17 protein-coding genes are annotated in these 16,689 nt (G+C 69.8%); 11 read left to right on the plus strand and 6 right to left on the minus strand.

Translation table 11 applies throughout. The features are described from left to right. Window positions 1–118 precede the first annotated feature (118 nt). From C4T78_RS20040 to C4T78_RS20055, 4 genes are all read left to right on the plus strand, one after another. The gene (locus C4T78_RS20040; protein WP_093155921.1) at window positions 119–538 is read left to right on the plus strand and encodes a DUF485 domain-containing protein; all 420 of its coding nucleotides are present in this window, start codon (window positions 119–121) and stop codon (window positions 536–538) included. Next, window positions 535–2,130 carry a monocarboxylic acid transporter gene (locus C4T78_RS20045; protein WP_093349895.1) on the plus strand — a complete coding sequence of 532 codons (1,596 nt, stop codon included), beginning with the start codon at window positions 535–537 and terminating at the stop codon, window positions 2,128–2,130. Before C4T78_RS20040 ends, C4T78_RS20045 begins: the two co-directional genes overlap by 4 nt. A gap of 292 nt (window positions 2,131–2,422) precedes the next feature. Further along, a complete protein-coding gene (locus C4T78_RS20050; RefSeq protein ID WP_093349897.1) occupies window positions 2,423–2,779 on the plus strand; it encodes an SH3 domain-containing protein in 357 nt (118 codons plus the stop codon). Window positions 2,780–3,108: 329 nt separating this feature from the next. Further along, the gene (locus C4T78_RS20055) at window positions 3,109–3,522 is read left to right on the plus strand and encodes a peptidase inhibitor family I36 protein (protein ID WP_093349900.1); all 414 of its coding nucleotides are present in this window, start codon (window positions 3,109–3,111) and stop codon (window positions 3,520–3,522) included. Window positions 3,523–3,590: 68 nt separating this feature from the next. On the opposite strand, the gene C4T78_RS20060 is transcribed toward C4T78_RS20055, so the two are convergent. Genes C4T78_RS20060 through C4T78_RS20075 form a run of 4 tightly spaced genes read right to left on the minus strand, consistent with a single transcriptional unit; the run spans window position 3,591 to window position 7,866 of the window. Next, window positions 3,591–4,766 carry a glycosyltransferase family 4 protein gene (locus tag C4T78_RS20060; RefSeq protein WP_235863335.1) on the minus strand — a complete coding sequence of 392 codons (1,176 nt, stop codon included), beginning with the start codon at window positions 4,764–4,766 and terminating at the stop codon, window positions 3,591–3,593. Continuing rightward, entirely contained in the window at window positions 4,763–5,692 is a 930-nt protein-coding gene (locus C4T78_RS20065) for an alpha/beta fold hydrolase (protein WP_093349902.1), read from the minus strand. The genes C4T78_RS20060 and C4T78_RS20065 overlap by 4 nt, the downstream gene beginning before the upstream one ends. 6 nt (window positions 5,693–5,698) lie before the next feature. Further along, window positions 5,699–6,928, minus strand: a complete 1,230-nt coding sequence (locus C4T78_RS20070; protein ID WP_093349905.1) for a glycosyltransferase — start codon at window positions 6,926–6,928, stop codon at window positions 5,699–5,701. Continuing rightward, entirely contained in the window at window positions 6,925–7,866 is a 942-nt protein-coding gene (locus tag C4T78_RS20075; protein WP_093349908.1) for a hypothetical protein, read from the minus strand. The genes C4T78_RS20070 and C4T78_RS20075 overlap by 4 nt, the downstream gene beginning before the upstream one ends. Before the next feature lie 943 nt (window positions 7,867–8,809). Between C4T78_RS20075 and C4T78_RS20080 the strand changes: the two genes are divergently transcribed. Beyond that, window positions 8,810–9,886 carry a CopD family protein gene (locus tag C4T78_RS20080; protein ID WP_093349911.1) on the plus strand — a complete coding sequence of 359 codons (1,077 nt, stop codon included), beginning with the start codon at window positions 8,810–8,812 and terminating at the stop codon, window positions 9,884–9,886. Here C4T78_RS20080 and C4T78_RS20085 read toward each other — a convergent pair. After that, a complete protein-coding gene (locus C4T78_RS20085; RefSeq protein ID WP_235863337.1) occupies window positions 9,841–10,980 on the minus strand; it encodes a hypothetical protein in 1,140 nt (379 codons plus the stop codon). The genes C4T78_RS20080 and C4T78_RS20085 overlap by 46 nt on opposite strands. Window positions 10,981–11,389: 409 nt before the next feature. After that, window positions 11,390–12,181, minus strand: a complete 792-nt coding sequence (locus tag C4T78_RS20090) for a GH25 family lysozyme (protein ID WP_093350194.1) — start codon at window positions 12,179–12,181, stop codon at window positions 11,390–11,392. A 366-nt stretch (window positions 12,182–12,547) separates the two neighbouring features. Between C4T78_RS20090 and C4T78_RS20095 the strand changes: the two genes are divergently transcribed. From C4T78_RS20095 to C4T78_RS20120, 6 genes are all read left to right on the plus strand, one after another. Then, window positions 12,548–13,222, plus strand: a complete 675-nt coding sequence (locus C4T78_RS20095) for a DUF4232 domain-containing protein (RefSeq protein ID WP_235863339.1) — start codon at window positions 12,548–12,550, stop codon at window positions 13,220–13,222. Window positions 13,223–13,360: 138 nt separating this feature from the next. Next, window positions 13,361–14,164: an alpha/beta hydrolase gene (locus C4T78_RS20100; protein ID WP_093349916.1), complete on the plus strand. Its 804-nt coding sequence runs from the start codon at window positions 13,361–13,363 to the stop codon at window positions 14,162–14,164. A 227-nt stretch (window positions 14,165–14,391) separates the two neighbouring features. Beyond that, window positions 14,392–14,733 (plus strand): PRC-barrel domain-containing protein, encoded by a 342-nt coding sequence (locus tag C4T78_RS20105; RefSeq protein WP_093349918.1) that lies wholly within the window; start codon window positions 14,392–14,394, stop codon window positions 14,731–14,733. A 147-nt stretch (window positions 14,734–14,880) separates the two neighbouring features. Further along, window positions 14,881–15,696, plus strand: a complete 816-nt coding sequence (locus C4T78_RS20110; protein WP_093349921.1) for a hypothetical protein — start codon at window positions 14,881–14,883, stop codon at window positions 15,694–15,696. 397 nt (window positions 15,697–16,093) lie between these two features. After that, entirely contained in the window at window positions 16,094–16,354 is a 261-nt protein-coding gene (locus C4T78_RS20115) for a hypothetical protein (protein WP_093349922.1), read from the plus strand. A gap of 4 nt (window positions 16,355–16,358) precedes the next feature. Further along, on the plus strand, window positions 16,359–16,610 hold the full coding sequence (locus tag C4T78_RS20120) for a hypothetical protein (RefSeq protein ID WP_093349924.1): 252 nt from the start codon (window positions 16,359–16,361) through the stop codon (window positions 16,608–16,610). Window positions 16,611–16,689 lie beyond the last annotated feature (79 nt).

Below are 16,689 nucleotides of genomic sequence, written 5' to 3' on the forward strand. Positions count from 1 at the left end.
CAACGGCCCGCGTGGTGATCACCACACTGTTGATCCGGCGCGGGAAGTGGTTAGAATTCCCCGCCTCCGCCGCCCGCGCGCGCCCGGCGGGCCCACCGCGAAGTTCCAGGAAGGAAGCATGAGCAACGCAACGCAATCCGCGCTGCGCGGCAGCCCAGGTGACCAGCCCGGAAATCCGCGGTCGGCCTTCGGAGGAATCGACAAGAGCGCGGTTCGAGCCACCCCGGAACGCCTCGATTTCAGGACGATCGAGGAGAGCCCGGAATTCCGGGCGCTGCGTCGGCGACTGAAATGGTTCGTTTTCCCGGCGACGGCGTTTTTCCTGATCTGGTACATCGGCTACGTGGCGGTCGCCGCCTACGCCCGGGAATTCATGGCTCGCCCGCTCATCGGGGAGATCAACGTCGGCCTGGTCCTGGGCGTCGCCCAGTTCGTCACCACGGTCGGGCTGACCATGCTCTACCTGCGGTTCGCGCGCCGCCACATCGATCCGAAGGTCGACGAGCTCCGACAGGACGCGGGAGATCTCCAGCGATGAACGACCAGCAGCTGATCCCCGCCGACAGCGCGATCATCAACACCTCCGTCTTCGCGGCGTTCGTGCTGATCACGCTGTTCATCGTGTACCGGGTGAGCAGCCGCGGCAGCTCCAGCGACTACTTCGTCGCGGGCAGCTCGTTCAGCGGTGCGCAGAACGGCATCGCGCTCTCCGGCGACTACCTGTCCGCGGCCTCGTTCCTGGGCATCGCCGGGGCCATCGCGGTCTACGGCTACGACGGCTTCCTCTACTCCATCGGCTTCCTGGTCGCCTGGCTGATCAACCTGCTGCTGGTGGCCGAGCGGATGCGCAACACCGGCCGCTTCACCATGGGCGACGTGCTCAGCTTCCGGATGCGCCAGCGCCCGGTGCGCGCGGCCGCGGCCGCCTCCACGCTGGCCATCACGATCATCTACATGATCGCCCAGATGGCCGGTGCGGGCGGTCTGGTCGCCCTGCTGCTCGACGTGCACAGCGCGTTCGGCCAGGCGCTGGTGATCGCGGTGGTCGGCCTGGTGATGATGGTCTACGTGCTGGTCGGCGGCATGAAGGGCACCACCTGGGTGCAGATCATCAAGGCCGCGATGCTGCTGCTGTGCGTCGCCCTGATCACCATCTTCCTGCTCGGCAAGTTCGGCTACAGCATGACCGACCTGCTGCTGCGGGCCGCGGAGAACAACCCGAACGGCCGGGAGATCTTCGCCCCCGGCGTGCAGTACGGGAAGTCCGAGCTGACCCAGCTGGACTTCGTGTCGCTGTCGCTGGCCCTGGTGCTCGGCGTCGGCGGCCTGCCCCACGTGCTGATGCGCTTCTACACCGTGCCCGACGCCCGCGAAGCGCGCCGCTCGGTGGCCTGGGCGATCTGGGTCGTCGCGGCCTTCTACATCTGCACGCTGATCATCGGCTACGGCGCGGCCGCGCTGGTGGGCACCGAGGCCATCCAGTCCGCGCCCGGTGCGGAGAACTCCGCGGCGCCGCTGCTGGCCTACCGCATCGGCGGCACCGTGCTGCTGGGCATCGTCGCCGCGGTCGCCTTCGCCACGATCCTGGCGGTGGTCGCCGGCCTGACGCTGACCGCGTCGGCGTCGTTCGCGCACGACATCTACGCCAACGTGATCCGCCGCGGCGACGTCGACTCCGACGACGTGGTGAAGGTGGCGCGGATGACCGCGCTGGTCATCGGCGGGGCGTCGATCCTCGGCGGCATCGTGGTCAACGGCCAGAACATCGCGTTCCTGGTCGGCCTGGCCTTCGCCTTCGCGGCCTCGGCGAACCTCTCCACGCTGCTGTACTCGCTGTTCTGGAGGCGGTTCAACACCCGCGGCACGCTGTGGGGCATCTACGGCGGCCTGAGCTCCTGCCTGCTGCTGGTGATCTTCTCGCCGGTGGTCTCCGGTGCGCCGGACTCGATCCTGCCGGGTGTGGACTTCGCGTTCTTCCCGCTGAAGAACCCCGGCATCGTGTCCATCCCGATCTCGTTCATCTGCGGCATCATCGGCACCTTCCTCGGTGGCCGCGACGAGGTGGACGAGGAGCGCCGCGCGGAGATGGAGGTCCGGTCGCTGACCGGCATCGGCTCGCGAGTCGGCTGACGCAGCTACCGCCGGAGGCCCCAGGACTGCCCGGTCCTGGGGCCTCCGGCGTTCCCGGCACGCACCGTCGTGCGCGCACCGAAGCTCCCCCACAGGTGGTGCGCGGCGGCCTGAAGCGGTCGCGCACGGTCACTGGAAGTCCGGGCGCTGGGCACGAATTCGCTCTACCCAATCGGATACTGCCGGGCCCCCGGAATTCTCCATAAAATGGAGTTCTACCCGCTCGAAGGAGATCGTCCCGGCAATAGCAGGGGGAAATGGGCGTCCCGGCGGGCGGAAGTGGGGGGACACGATGCGCACCGCCATTCGCAATGCGCTGCTGAGCGCGTTCGTCGCCGCCGCGATCCCGCTGTCCGGACTCGGCGCGCAGCTGGGCACCATCGCCGCCGGAATCCGGGACGCGCTGGCGAAGACCGCAGATCAGACGCGGGTCAGCGACTTCGCGGAGCCAGGCGTGCGGATCCGCTCGGCACCCGGCACCAGCTCCGACGCACGCGGTTCGGGCAGCCCCGGCGACCGCGCGTCGATCCTCCGCTCGGTGCCCGGCGAGGCCATTCGCTGCGCGGACGGGTCGAACAATTCGGAATGGTTCGAAATCAAGAACCGGCGCACCTCGATCACCGGTTTCGTCAGCGCGTGCTACCTCTGAATCCGGCGCAGTCGCGCGGCGAAGCGGCGGTTCTCCCGATTTCGCCCGGCTCGCCGTGACCGACGCCCCCCGGCCGCAGATCCGCGGGCTCCCGGATCCGGCCCTTCACGCGCGACCTCGGTCGCCGCAGCCTGCGCAGGCGCGCGAACCGGGCGGACGGCCGGGCCCGCGAGTCCGCTGCCGGAACTGGCCCAGGCGGCAAAGTCCACCCGGTCGGGGTGTATCCAGCTTATTCGCTGGCATTCCGATCAGCAGTTCGGGAATCTTGTCCCCAGCAGGCCGAATCGGGCCGCGAACTCCTGATTTCCCCAACGAGAAGGGCTTTTCGCATGTCTTCGTTCACCACCACCGCCACGCCCCGCTCTTACTGGACCGTGCGCGCGTTCCTCGCCGTGCTGCTGGCCCTGGCCGCGGTGCTGATCGGCGCCAGCAACGCGCACGCAACTTCCGCAAGTTCCGAAAACCCCTGTCCCAGCGGCAACTTCTGCGTCTGGGCGGAGCAAGGCCACACCGGCCAGCGGCACGACATCAGCATCCACAACTCGACGTTCGAGATGGAGCGGTGCATCCCGCTGGAGCACGAGGGCGAGGCACTGTCCTTTGTGAACAACACCGGTCACCAAGTGACCGCGTACCAGGATCCGCACTGCGACACCAAGGCCGACTTCGCGACCTACCCACCCGGAACGCACGCGCCACAGGCGACGTTCGTGGTCCGCGCCATCAAGGTCTGGTCGCACTGACGGAGCGGTTCGGCACGCGGCGGCTCGACCGGCAGCCACGGCCGCCGTTCTGACCACCACGCGGTCGTTCAGCGGACCAGGCCCCGCATCAGCTCCAGCAGTCGCTCGGCGGAGTTGGCCCAGGTGAACTCCGCCGCCTGGCCGCGAGCCGCGGCGACCAGGTCCGCACGAACCCGGGCGTCCTCCACCCGGCGCACCGCGGCGGCGAAGTCCTTCGACGACCCCGGGTCGAAGAACTCGGCGTGGCCGCCGGTGACCTCGTGGAAGATCTCCAGGTCGCTGCACACCACCGGCGTTCCCGCGTTCATCGCCTCGATGACCGGCAGTCCGAAACCCTCGTCCCGAGAAGCGGTGACCAGCGCGCTGGCCCGACCGAGCAGCCGCTGGTAGTCGCTCTCCCCGATGCCCCGCCAGAACACCACGTCCGCATCCGGCGGCAGCTGCGCCCGCAGCTCCGCTTCCCGCTGCGGCGCGATCCGGCTGACCAGGTGCAGCCGGTAACCGGGAAGGAGTGCCATGCCCGCGATCAGGGTTTCCACGTTCTTGTACGGCATGAACGAACCCATGTACACGAGTTCTCGCGGACCGCCCGCGACTTCCACGGCCGCGCCCGCCGGTGCGACGTCCTGCGCGCCGTTCTCCCGAACGTCGATGTCATCGGACAGCGGCGACGGTGCATTGTGGACGACCGTGACCGGGCGCCGGGTCAGCCGGTGCTCGGCGATGAGGCGCCGCGTCGTCTCGCTGACCGTGACCACCGCGTCGGCTCGGTTCAGCATCACGCGCTGCGGCCAGAACGCCTTGTGGTAGAGCCGCCACGCCGCACGGACGGGCAGCGGCAGGAAGCCCGGCGGCTCCGGGTGCCGGTAGTAGATCAGGTCGTGCAGCGTGAGAACCAGCCGGTACTTGCGGCGGAATCCCCCGATCACCTGCAGCGGGCTGAACACCACGTCGGCGCCGAGCCGGTTCAGCGTGCGCGAGAGCCACAGCTCGCGCGGCGAGAACGGGCTGTTGACCTTCAGGTGCGGAACACCTTCCGGCAGCAACCGCAGCTGCCGCTCGTCGTGGATCAACATCGTCACCGGATGGAGGTGGTGCAATGCTTCGATCAGGCTCGCCCCGTAGCGGCTGATCCCGTCGTGCTGGTCGGTGCGCGTCCAGCGCGCGTCGACGACGATGGTCATCGTCCCGGTCCGCTCCGCGCGCAACTCAGTCGCCGCGTGCTCGCCATCAACGCTGGTCATGGTGCTCCCAAGAACCGCTGGATCGCTTCGGCCGCCGGACCCGGTGTTTCGTAGTGCACCAGGTGCCCGACGTTCGGGATCACCACGAGCTCGGCATCGGGCATCCGGGCGGCGAGTGCTCGTTGGCCTGCCAGCGGTGCGATCTCGTCGGATTCCCCGGCGATCAGCAGGGTCGGCAGCCGGATGTCGTCGGCGTGGTCGGCGACGGTGTGCGTCGTCGAGGCGTCGAAGGTCTCGCTGACCAGGGCAGGGCTGTGGAAGCGGCTGAAGTAGCGCAGGTGGTTGGAGTCGATGAACTCGCGCAACTGCTTGTCCTTGGTCCGCGTCATCGCCCGGCTCGCCGCCAGCACCACCCAGCGATTGCTCAGCAGCGAGTGCCCGGCCCGGAGCGGCAACCGCTTGCCCAGCGTGTAGTAGGCGGAGGTCAACCCGGACAGCAGCACGCGCGGCCCGCGCAACGCCGGGGTGGCGATGGGGTTGATGAGCACCAGCCTGCGGAGGAGCTCGGGCGACGAAGCGGCCACCCGCGCCGCGATGATCGAGCCGAACGAGTGCCCGAGCAGCACGACCGGTCGTTGCCGGCCGCCGAGCTGCTCGATCAGCTCGGTGATCACGCGCGCGTAGCCTGCGACGTCGTGGCGCTGCCCGGCCATCGGCCCGGAGTCCCCGAATCCGGGCAGGTCGGGAATGACCACCCGGTGGTCGGGCAGCCCGGCGGCGACGAGTTCCAAACCGTGGTGGGTGCCGCGCAGCCCGTGCACCATCAGCACCGTGTCCGCCTCGGCCGCTTCGGGCGGCTCGTCGGTTCCGGCGGCGGCCGTTCCGGGGCGTGGCTCGGCGAGATCCTCGTGGTAGGTCCAGTAGTGCAGGTCAGCACCGCTGATCCGCGCCACCCGCTCGACGGACTGGAGTTCCGGGAGGGTCATGGTGGCTCAGCTCGCCAGCTCGGTGCGGATCTCGTCGAGCTCGACGGCGCCCTCCGGGTCGATCACGTGGTGGTAGATCGACTCGAACCGGCCGAGGATCTCGTCGATGTCGTGCCGGGAGACCAGCCGCTCGCTGGCCGCACCCATCCGGTCGATCGTGGCGCGGTCGACGAGCACGTCGTCGATGGCCCGTGCCAGCGCGTGCACGTCGCGCGGCGGGAACAGCCAGCCGTTCTTGCCCGGCTGCACGAGGTGCGGCAGCGCCATGGCGTTGGCCAGCACGACCGGGGTGCCCGCCGACATCGCCTCCATGGTGGCCAGGCTCTGCAGCTCGGCGATGCTGGGCATGCAGAACAGGTCGGCGCGGGCGTACGCCTCCAGCAGCTCGTCGTCGTCGAGGTAGCCGTGGAACTGGACCCGGTCGGCGATCCCGAGGTCGGCGGCGAGCTGCTCGAAGGCGGCGCGGCGGCTGCCGTTGCCGACGATCTCCAGCCTGGTCGGGGCCTTGGTGCGCAGCAGCGACATCGCGCGGAGCAGGTCGTCGATGTGCTTCTCCTCGTCGAGGCGTCCGACGAAGAGCACGGTCCGGGTCTCCGGGTCCGGGTTCTGGGCGCGGAAGCGCTTGGCCGGCCGCCGGTACCGCTGGACGTCGATGCCGCAGGAGACCGGCAGCGCGATGTCGGTGAACCCGTTGTCCTGCAGCAGCTGGACGGCGCGGGGCGTGGGCGCGGTGACCAGCTGGGCCTTGCTGTAGTGCTTGACCAGGTTGTGCCACAGCAGGCGGCCGGCGGCGTCCTGCAGCACCTGCGGGACCTTGATGTAGCCGAAGATGTTCTCCGGCATGAAGTGGTTGGTGGCCACCAGCGGGAGGTCGCGCTGCCGGGCCGAGTTGATCAGGCCGCGGCAGATGAAGAAGTGCGACTGGACGTGCACGACGTCGGGCTGGATCTCCGCCAGCAGCTGGTCGGCGCGGCGGGCCTGCCAGGGCATGATGCCGCGGATCTCCGGGTGGAACGGCGAGCCGTAGGAGGGCACCCGGTGCACCGTCACGCCGTCGGCGACCTCGATGTGCTCGGACCGGTCGGACGAGTGGCAGATGACGTGCACGTCGTGGCCGCGGGCGGACAGCCCGGTCGCCAACCGGTGACCGAAGTTCGCCGCCCCGTTCACGTGGGGCGGGTAGGTGGTCGCACCGACCACGATCCGCATCGGTCGGCTCAGCGGTTGCGAAGTCAAGAGGAACTCCCGTCAGGACGATCTGTCGAACTCGGTCCGGCAAGATCACTGCTGCCGGTCACCGGAGCGGGCACGCGCCGCTCCTGGGTGTCGGGGTGGTAGCGCGCGAGCGCGAACACCCCGATGCAGGCCACCACCGCGCAGACGATCTGACCGGTGGCGGTCCAGGCGCTGACCAGGTCGGCCTCGCCGAGCAGCCCGATGCCCAGGCCGACCGCGACGAGCGGGTCGATCACGGTCAGGCAGGCCACCACGAGGTCCGGCGGGCCGCTGGCGTAGCCGTGCTGCAGCAGCCAGCCACCCACGACCATCGCCACGGCGATGCCGAGCAGTGGAAGGGGGTTGATGTCCAGCAATTCGGTCGTGCCGAGCTGCTGCGCGACCGCGCGCATCAGCAGCGACACGTACCCGTAGGCGATCGCGCACCCGGCCGCGAAGAAGATGCAGCGCACCTTCGACCGGGTCAGCATCGCCAGCACACCGACCGCCAGCACGGCGGCGGCGACCAGCTGGGTGGCCATCAGCTGCGCATCACCGGCCACCGGAGTGGCCGTCGCGCTGCCGGCGGCGAGGAAGACGAACATGGCGACGCCGCCGGTGGCCGCGATGACCGCGAACAGGACGTTGCGGTTGAGGTCGCGAACCCGGATGCCCTGCTGGCGGGCGTTCAGCAGCACGGTCGTCGGCAGGGCGAGCACGCCGATCGGCTGGACCACGCTGAGCGGGGCGAGGCCGAGCGCGCAGGCGTGCAGAACGGCGCCGCCGCCGAGCGCGCCCAGGCCGATCAGCCAGCGCGGGTTGCGGACCAGCTTCGACTGGACCCGCAGGCCCAGCCCGCTGCCGTCCATCGTGTCGTGGACCGCGGCGTGCTGCATGCGTGCCCCGATCGCGTTCCCGAGCGCCCCCAGGGCAGCGAGCAGCACCGCGAGCGCAGTCATCGCGGACCACGCCCAGTCGCCGGGTTCAGGGGCTGGTGCTGCACGACCGGGTCAGTCCTTCTCAGCAGGCTGCGGGAACGTTCGACTACCGAACACCCTAGTCGGCGACCCATGTCACGTCCCGCTGTCGAGGCTTCGCGGCGTCCGCCGCCCCGGGCTGCTGTCCGCGTCGGATCCGGCGGTTCCCGCCTTCGCTGTCCGTCCACACCGCTCAATCTCGCGCTTCGCGGGTCCGGCTCACATCCGGGGTCGGACCCCCAATTTCCCTGAGACGTTCCAGGCTCGCACTTCGCGGCATGACGCGCGTGACTGGGCGAAAACACCCGGCAAACACCTCTTCGTTCCGCGTTGACCAGGTAAAACGCAAATCCCGCAGATGCCCCCGAGCATCTCGGGGGATCTCCGTGGACACCCTGGGTCGATGGCAGGCCGGTGCGGTGCGCAACGGGAATGCAGCGCTCCGTGAAACACCGGGCGAATAAGCGTGAACCGAGCCGGTGAACGAAAGCCGACGACGCGACGAATCGAGCGGAAAGAACCGCACAGGTTCCGGAATCGCTTCGCCCGCGCACGGTCGAGCTGCGCCGGGCGCGCCCTCCGCGTGCGCTTGTGCGCTGGCCGCCGGATACACGTGCTCGACTCTAGAACAACGATGCTGAGGACATTGTCAGCAACACAACGAGGTCCGACCGGGTGTTCGCGAGGATTGCCGAACAGACCGGCCCGGACAATCGCAACATCGCCCTGAAACACGGCGCGAACTGGGAATTCATCGAATTCGAAGATCAACTATTCAGATCCGCCAGCGGTGACCGAGGCTACACATCGCCAACATCACGCCGCCGATCGCGAACTCGCGCACCGAAACAATTCGGTCACGACCAGTGATCGGCTTCGGCGCCCGGTCCTGAATAGCCGCTCATCCGGGTGAGACGATGCATGCGTGGCCGCCGATTCTGATGCCGTTGCCCGACGAACCGCGCAACCGGACCGTCCCGGCGACGCTGCGGATCGCAGCACCGCCGGTGCGAAGACCGCCGTGGTGCTCGCCCTCGTCGGCGGAGCGCTGCTGGCCGCCCTGGTCACCACCGCCTACACCGCCGTGGGCACCATCCCGGGCCTCCCCGACCCGCCGACGCTGGTGCGCTTCGGGCTGCCCGCCGCGCGGGTCGTGCTCGACCTCGCCGCGCTCGCCACCGTCGGCATGAGCCTGCTGCCGAAGCTGATCGGTTTCGACCGCCCGAAGCAGACCGAACCGATCATGGCGCTGGCCCGGCGGGCCACCGTGATCACCGCGCTGCTCTGGATGCTCGCCGCCCTGGTGTCCCTGGTCCTGCAGGCCGTGGAGCTGAGCCCGGAGCGCAGCGCGACCCTCGATCTGCTCGTCGACTACGTCGCGAACGTCCCGGCCGGACCGGGCCTGCTCGCCAGCGCCGGCGCCGGCCTGGCGTGCGCGGTGCTGGGCCTGCTGGCCGTCCGGTTCGGCGAGTCGGTGCCCGCCGAGCTGCGCACCATCGTCGCCCTGCTGGGCCTGCTGCCGATCCCGCTGACCGGCCACGCCACGGACTGGCGCTACCACGACTTCAGCATGATCTCGATGGAGCTGCACGTGATCGGCGCGGCGATGTGGACCGGTGGCCTGGCCGCGGTCGCGCTGTTCGTGGCACCGCGGCGCGGGCTGCTGGTCGAGGCGCTGCCGCGGTTCTCCAAGCTCGCCACCACCGCCTTCATCGTGGTCGGCGCATCGGGCCTGTTCAACGGCCTGATGACGCTGGCCATCACGCCGAACGTCGGCCTGCTCGGCCTGTTCACCACCGGCTACGGCCAGATCATCGTGGCCAAGGTGATCTGCCTGGTGGTGCTCGGCGCGGTGGCGTCGCAGATGCGCTTCCGCCTGCTGCCGCGCATCGCCCGCCACCAGCGCACCGCGCTCCTCGGCTGGGCTGCTGCCGAGGTCGCGGTGATGGGCGTGGCCTACGGGCTGGGTGTGGTGCTCTCCCGCGCCCCGGTCGTCATCTGAGCCCGCGAGATCAGCCGTCGCCCGCTCTCGGTGTCGAGCAGGAACTGGACGAACCACCACAGCCCGGCGAGCAGCACGACGACGTACGCCGCGGACCAGTAGTCCGAGGGCGGCGCGGCCAGGTAGGTCTCCTGCACCGACAGCGCCGCGTAGGACACCGCGGTCACGGCCACCGCGCCGACCAGCGGCCGGATGCGCGCCGCCAGCTGGAACGACAGGTCGATCGCCACGGCCCCGGCGAGCAGGAAGAACGGCACGGTGGAGATCGGGAAGTCGGCCGCGGCCAGCAGCCCCCAGGCGACGCAGCGGAACGCCAGGTAGCCGGCGGTGATGGTGGTCGCGGTCCACTTGCGCCCGATCAGCCGCCGGGCGAGCAGCAGCGTGCCGAGCCCGGTGAGCACCGCCCACGACGGGTACACCCAGTCCGGCACCGGCAGCGTGAAGTGCTCGACGGCGATCCGGTCCAGCGGCCGCCCCAGGTCGTCGGCGGCGAACTGCAGCAGGATGTCCTCGGCGTAGGGCTGGCCGCGGTCCCACGCGGCCAGGCCCAGCACGCCGTACTCCTGGTGCTGGTTCAGGAACAGGAAGTTGTCCAGCACCGTGAACCACAGGAAGCAGGCGATCGGGTGCTGGTACCGGTCGCCGCGGCCGTGCTGCGCCCAGCCCCGGATCAGCCCGATGCTCATCAGCCCGGTGCCGAGGTAGAGCAGCGCGTGCGACGGGCTCCACGCGGTGATGTCCAGGCCGTTGACCCGGTGGTTGATCACGTCCAGCGGCGCGGCCACCAGGAAGATGCCGAGTCCCCACTGCATCCAGCGCAGCGTGGCGCGGTCGGCACCGATCCCGGTGTAGGTGTGGAAGACCACCAGTCCCAGCACGATCACGGTGCCGACCGTGTTGATCAGGTGCGGCGGCGCGAGGTCGTCGCGCAGCCACTTGAAGTGCCAGCAGATGTCCCAGGTCGCGCCCGCGATCTTGAGAGCCATCGCGACGACCCACCAGCGGTAGAGCGCGATCACGAGCTGCTGCGGGGCCTCCCGTCCCGGCTCACCACGCGTCCAGTGGCCGCGGATCAGCTCCGCCGTTCCCGTCATCGCGTTTCACCTCCGCCTCGCGCGACGTTCACGCGCAGACGGTAGTGCGGATCAGGTCGGCGAGATCGGTCATCGCCGCACCCGCCAGTAACGGTTTGGAAAACCCGCGCCCCCTCCGCCAGGTCTCGCGCCGAGACCGGGGTGACGCTCAAGCGCTCAGGTTCCGCTGAGCGATCACCTCGGCCGACCTTTCCATCCTGGTGCTTCCGCAACCGCGGAGCCCAAAACCGCACGTCGAGGAGCTGCCGCATGGCCGCAGGCGCATAACCCGCCCTCGCAGCTCGCACCGCCGCGGGTTCTCAGCGGCTGCCTGGCGAGGACAGCCCGTTCGCCGTGGCGTGGGCCGGGATCCCGCAGCCAGGCGGCCTCTGAGGTTCCGCCACCCGCACCGCGCCTGGAAAACCGTCCTTCAGCGCGGGATCTTCAGCACCTGGCCGACGTAGATCAGGTCCGGGTTGGTGATGCCGTTGACCCGCGCGATCTCCCGCCAGTCCACGCCCAGCTTCGCGCCGATCTCGGACAACGTGTCGCCGGGCTGCACCACGTAGGTCTCCTCCGGCGGGGCCGGCGGCGGAGGCGGCGGCGCACCGGCTCCGGTGAGCACCTCAAGCGGCACCATCGAGACGTTCAGGTCGGTGTTGCCGCCGATGCCCGGCACCTGCCCGTCGGAGGCGTGCTGGTGCATCACCACGCGGTCGGTCAGGTAGCCCGGTTCGCCCGGCGGGCGGCCGTAGTGGGCCACCCACAGGAACACGCCGGGATCCACCCAGGTGTCGGTGGCGAGCTTGTCCTTGAACCACGACGCCGAGGCGTACACGACGACCTCGTGGCGACCGGTGTGCCCGCGGATGGCGTCGATGAAGCCCTTCACCCAGCCGCCCAGGTTCGGCCCGTCCGTCTCGATGTCCAGGCACGGGGCGAGGTTTCCGGGTCCGCTGGAGTTCAGCCGCGCCAGTTGCGCGGCGAAATCGGCCGCGTCCTGCTGCGGGGAATTCGTGTCCGGCCGCGCGAAGTGGTAGAGCCCGGTGACCATCCCGGCCCCGCGGGCACCGGCCAGCTGGGCGTCGAGCGTCGGACTCACGTACCCGATGCCCTCGGTCGCCTTGATGTAGCTGAAGACGTATCCGGCTCCGCGAACCGCTCCCCAGTCCGGCTCCCCCTGATATCGCGCCACGTCAATGCCGGGAATGCGTTCGGCCATGATCAAACCCCCTGAGCTCGGCCTGCTAGCGGTGCCCAAAGATATCTAATTCGCACAAAGCCGCAGTCCCGCCGTTCAGGTCAAGAAAGCCACCCGATCGGACCACCCCGAAAAGAGGGCCACTCAATTCCCATCTCGGGAATTACGCGTATCGGGTAACCGCACCACCCGAAATGCACCCGATCAGCCGATCGACGGCACCCACCGGTTCAGCCCGGCGGCGTAGCCACCACCACGGAACGCACTGCCCGCGAAGCGAGGACAATGCGGGGGCAGGCAACCCTCCCGCCTTCCGCACGTCTACCCAACAGCAGAGCAGTTACCGACAGACCCCGCCGCGCAGGGCGGGGACGGGAGGTGGTCGTCGTGACCGCGCATCGACTGCGGACCATCGGAGTACGGACGCTCCAGGCGTCCGGGGCGTTGCTGGTCGCCGGGCTGATGGCCGGCTGCGGCCAAGCGGCCCCGGCCGGCCAGGCGATATCGGCGCCGTTACCGCAGAGCCAGCCCGAGCCGCCGTCGGCGGTCGTGGACCAGAACCTGCCCGCCGAGCAGCCCGGGACGCCCACCACCGAGAACTCCGCGGCCCCGCCGCCGGAGGCGCCGAAGCCGAAGACCGACGAGGTGACCCGCTGCCACACCTCGATGCTCACCGGCTCGCTGCAGAACCCGGACGCCGGGGCCGGGCAGCGCTACGCCGAGCTGACGCTGACCAACAGCAGCGGCGAGACGTGCACCCTGTACGGCTACGGCGGGATGCAGCTGGTCGACGCGTCCGGCCGGCCGCTGCCGACCGACGCGAAGCGCACCCCGAACCCCGGCCCGTCGATGATCACGCTGAGCCCGGGCGAGTCGGCCAGCGCCACGCTGCACTGGACGGCCGTCCCGCACGAGGGCGAGCCGACCGACGGCCCGTGCGCGCCCACCGCGGCCAGCCTGCAGGTCATCCCGCCCGACGAGACCGACCCGCTCCCGGTCACCTGGAACGGCGGCCCGGTCTGCGGCTTCGGCAAGATCGACGGCACCGCTTACCACCAGTGATCCCGGCGGCTGGGCGTGCGGCAGCGCGCGCCCAGCACAGCGCGGCTGACGACCCTGACCTGGTGTTGTGATCCGGAGGCGCGCTGGAACCCGGCGCGGCGCTTGGCTCGATCGGATGAGTTGTGCTGTGGTGGCACCATGATCGAGCCAACGGATCGAGAGATCACCGGACGTCACGGCAACCTGGTGGTGCGCGAGTGGGCCGCGACCAACCCGGGCTGGATCGCGCTGATCGCGCACGGCTACGGCGAGCACTCCGGCCGCTACCAGTGGGTCGCCGAGCAGCTGGTGTCCGCGCGAGCGCAGGTCTACGCGCCCGACCACCTCGGGCACGGGCGTTCGGAGGGCGAGCGGGTCCGCTTCACCGACGCCGAGACGATCGTGGCCGATCTCGAGACGCTGCGGCAGCAGATCGCCGCCGAGCACCCCGGCCTCCCGATCGTCCTCATCGGACACTCGATGGGCGGCATGCTCGCCGCCCGCTACGCCCAGGAGCACCAGGAGCACCTGGCCGCGGTGGTGCTCTCCGCACCGGTGCTCGGCACCTGGCACGTGCTGGACCTGCTGGAGCACGACGAGATCCCGGACACCCCGATCGACCCCGAGACGCTGTCCCGCGACCCGGAGGTCGGCGCGGCCTACCTGGCGGACCCGCTGGTCTGGCACGGTCCGTTCAAGCGCCCGACGCTGCGCGCGATCGACAACTGCCTGCTGGCGATCAACGACGGGCCCGCGCTGGAGAAGCCGACGCTGTGGGTGCACGGCGAGGACGACGAGCTGGTGCCGGAGGCCGACACCAGGACCGGCATCGACCGCATCCGCGGCGACGAGTTCCACGAGCACATCTACCCCGGCGGCCGCCACGAGCTGTTCAACGAGACGAACAAGGAGGAGGTCATGAGCGACGTCCTGACCTTCATCGGCCGCGAGCTCAACTCCTAGGAGACCGATTCGTCCTGCGTGCCGGAACCTCAGCGCCCGCCTCAACCGCGGGCGCTTTTCACTATTAACACTCAGGAGTCACATTCTCGATCATTACCGGATCGAGTGAGGCGTGTCGCTTGCGCAGTTGCAGGTCGACCGTGCTGCGGGCAGCGTGATGGGTGCTGACTGGCGTCGGCAAGCGGGCGGACCTCCCGCCCGGTCGGGGTGGATCGAGTGAGGCAGCCATGAACGTCGAGCGCGCTCAGGACCTGATCGGCACACCGGTGTTCGACCGCAACGGCACGCGCGTCGGCCGGGTCGGCAACGTCTACGTGGACGACGCGACGCAGCAACCGGAGTGGGTCACCGTCCGGATCGGGCTGCTCGGGGTCAGGGAGACCTTCGTCCCGCTCACCGGCGCGAGGACCGAGGAGAACCGGCTCGACCTCGACGTGGACAAGGAGCGGGTGAAGAACGCGCCGCGCGTCGAAGCCGAGCACGGCCACCTCTCCCCCGAGGAGGGGCGCGACCTCTACCACTACTACGGCGTGGACCAGGGCAGCATCGGCGAACCGCTGGCGGAGTAGCCGCCCACCGGAATCCCGTTGACCCGCAGCACGTTTCGCCGGGCCGACCGGATGGCGCCCCGTGCGCCGGTATGACGCCGGACACAGGAGCTCCGGACCGATCTGCGCTCGCCCTACCGATCACCTGTGCGGGATGATTCCCCCGCGATGAAGAACAACAACGAGCTCGAGCTGCTGATCACCGTGGTCGTCGGGGCCGACGACGAGCGTTCCGCGCGCGCCGCCTGCCGCGACCTGGTGCAGACGGTCGGCGGCCGGGTCGTGGCCTCCGGCGACTGCTCCGACGAGGAGCCGGGTTGCTGGTCGGTCACCATCAGCAGGGACAGCGCGGAGACCGGGCAGCACGTGGCCGGGCTCTCCCGCGCGGTGCGCAACTTCCTGCGCGAGCTGGGCCCCGACTACGCGCGCCACCGGGTGGCCTGCGAGCCGCCGACGGCCTGGACCGTGGTCGACCACCCCGAACTGGTCGACGCGCTCGTCCGCGGCGGGGAGCGGCTGCTGGTCGAGGCCTGGGCGGGCGGTTCGCTGCTGTTCGGGCGCACCGAGACCGTCGATCCCGACGAGCCGCCCGCGCCGACTCCGCCCGTGGTGACCGAGTTCGACGAGCAAGGCCGGGCCCGCCCCCGGCTGGCGCTGGTGGTCGACGTCGTCACCGACCGCCGCGCGGGTGCGGAGTGGCCCGCTCGCGCCGTCGCCAGCCGCCTGTCGCGCACCACCGAGATCGTCGAGTACTCCGTCGAACCGCCGGTGGTGCGGGTTTCGCTGGATCTCGGCCCGGCCGTGGGCGAACCGGAGGAGATCGTCCTCGGTGCGACCTCGGCCCTCGGCGGCAGCGGCTGGTCCCGCGTGTCGACCGACGGATCAGGTGCGACCGCGCGGTGGTCGGCAGCGCCGATGCCCCCGTCCGGCGTCGCCGCGATCGAGGTCACCGCGCGCTCCACAGTGGACACGGGCCGCGACTGACCCGGCTCCTTCGGCGCGCGGTTTCCGGGATGCTCCGGGCGCAGCAGTTGCCGCTCGGCCCGCATTGCGATCAGCGTTCGCACCGAGATTCACCGGACCGTCGGAATCGTTTCCGGCACATGTCGGAATCGTCGGCGTGTCGGCTCCGGACACGCCGACGACCGTGGACAACGAGTGCGATTTCAATGGAAATTGGAGGTCTGATTTCCATTGAAATCGCGTGAAACGCGGAAGACTCTCGGCTTTTATCGCTCTGCCGAGTGGTTGACCGCGCAGGTGATCACTCTCCGCAATCGGGCAGTGATCAACTGCATGGCCCTGCCTGCGCCGTCCGCCGAGCAGGCAGCTAACTTGTGGACCGTTACAGCACCGCCCCACCTCGGAGGACCGGACCCACATGGCAGGCGTGGAAGAAGTTCGCGCAGGCATTACGCAGGCCAACCAGAACATGCGGGACAGCGTCGGCGCCCTGCAACAGGCGAGCGAGATGCTGGAACAGGCCCAGAGCGCGCTCCTGAACGCCACCCAGGGCAGCGCGCAGGAGGACATGCAGCACGCGCACGGTGCGATCGTCCACGTCATGCAGACGATCGCCAGCGCGCAGGACATGATCCAGAACACCATGACCTCCGCCGAGGCCTACGCGGGTCGGCTCTAGCTAGATGTCCGCGCTCGAAGAGCTCGCGCAGCAGCTGGGCGTCGCAGAGCAGCACCTGACCGATGTCGGCGCCCTGCTGGGAACCACCCGGAAGTCGTTGGGCGATGCGGAGCGATCGCTGATCAAGCTCGATCCCGAGCACCCGGAGACCGTGGTGCCGCCGAGCCTGCACCGCGCGGACGACCAGGTGGCCCGCGCCCAGGAGATGATCGAGAACATCCTGGAAACGCTGCGCGACTTCGCCACCCGGTTGTAGGCCGTCGCCCGGCAGGCCTTCGCCGCGCGGTGGCGGCCGGGACGTCAACTGCGCAAAACGGTCCTGAAAACGGATTTCC

Source organism: Saccharopolyspora kobensis (genome assembly GCF_900108315.1).
GTDB lineage: Bacteria > Actinomycetota > Actinomycetes > Mycobacteriales > Pseudonocardiaceae > Saccharopolyspora > Saccharopolyspora kobensis.

Bases quoted from the DNA above. Each gene is read 5' to 3' on its own strand.
- C4T78_RS20040 (WP_093155921.1), top strand. From the start codon at position 119: ATGAGCAACGCAACGCAATCCGCGCTGCGCGGCAGCCCAGGTGACCAG.
- C4T78_RS20045 (WP_093349895.1), top strand. From the start codon at position 535: ATGAACGACCAGCAGCTGATCCCCGCCGACAGCGCGATCATCAACACC.
- C4T78_RS20050 (WP_093349897.1), top strand. From the start codon at position 2,423: ATGCGCACCGCCATTCGCAATGCGCTGCTGAGCGCGTTCGTCGCCGCC.
- C4T78_RS20055 (WP_093349900.1), top strand. From the start codon at position 3,109: ATGTCTTCGTTCACCACCACCGCCACGCCCCGCTCTTACTGGACCGTG.
- C4T78_RS20060 (WP_235863335.1), bottom strand. From the start codon at position 4,766: ATGACCAGCGTTGATGGCGAGCACGCGGCGACTGAGTTGCGCGCGGAG.
- C4T78_RS20065 (WP_093349902.1), bottom strand. From the start codon at position 5,692: ATGACCCTCCCGGAACTCCAGTCCGTCGAGCGGGTGGCGCGGATCAGC.
- C4T78_RS20075 (WP_093349908.1), bottom strand. From the start codon at position 7,866: ATGACTGCGCTCGCGGTGCTGCTCGCTGCCCTGGGGGCGCTCGGGAAC.
- C4T78_RS20085 (WP_235863337.1), bottom strand. From the start codon at position 10,980: ATGACGGGAACGGCGGAGCTGATCCGCGGCCACTGGACGCGTGGTGAG.
- C4T78_RS20090 (WP_093350194.1), bottom strand. From the start codon at position 12,181: ATGGCCGAACGCATTCCCGGCATTGACGTGGCGCGATATCAGGGGGAG.
- C4T78_RS20100 (WP_093349916.1), top strand. From the start codon at position 13,361: ATGATCGAGCCAACGGATCGAGAGATCACCGGACGTCACGGCAACCTG.
- C4T78_RS20105 (WP_093349918.1), top strand. From the start codon at position 14,392: ATGAACGTCGAGCGCGCTCAGGACCTGATCGGCACACCGGTGTTCGAC.
- C4T78_RS20110 (WP_093349921.1), top strand. From the start codon at position 14,881: ATGAAGAACAACAACGAGCTCGAGCTGCTGATCACCGTGGTCGTCGGG.
- C4T78_RS20115 (WP_093349922.1), top strand. From the start codon at position 16,094: ATGGCAGGCGTGGAAGAAGTTCGCGCAGGCATTACGCAGGCCAACCAG.
- C4T78_RS20120 (WP_093349924.1), top strand. From the start codon at position 16,359: ATGTCCGCGCTCGAAGAGCTCGCGCAGCAGCTGGGCGTCGCAGAGCAG.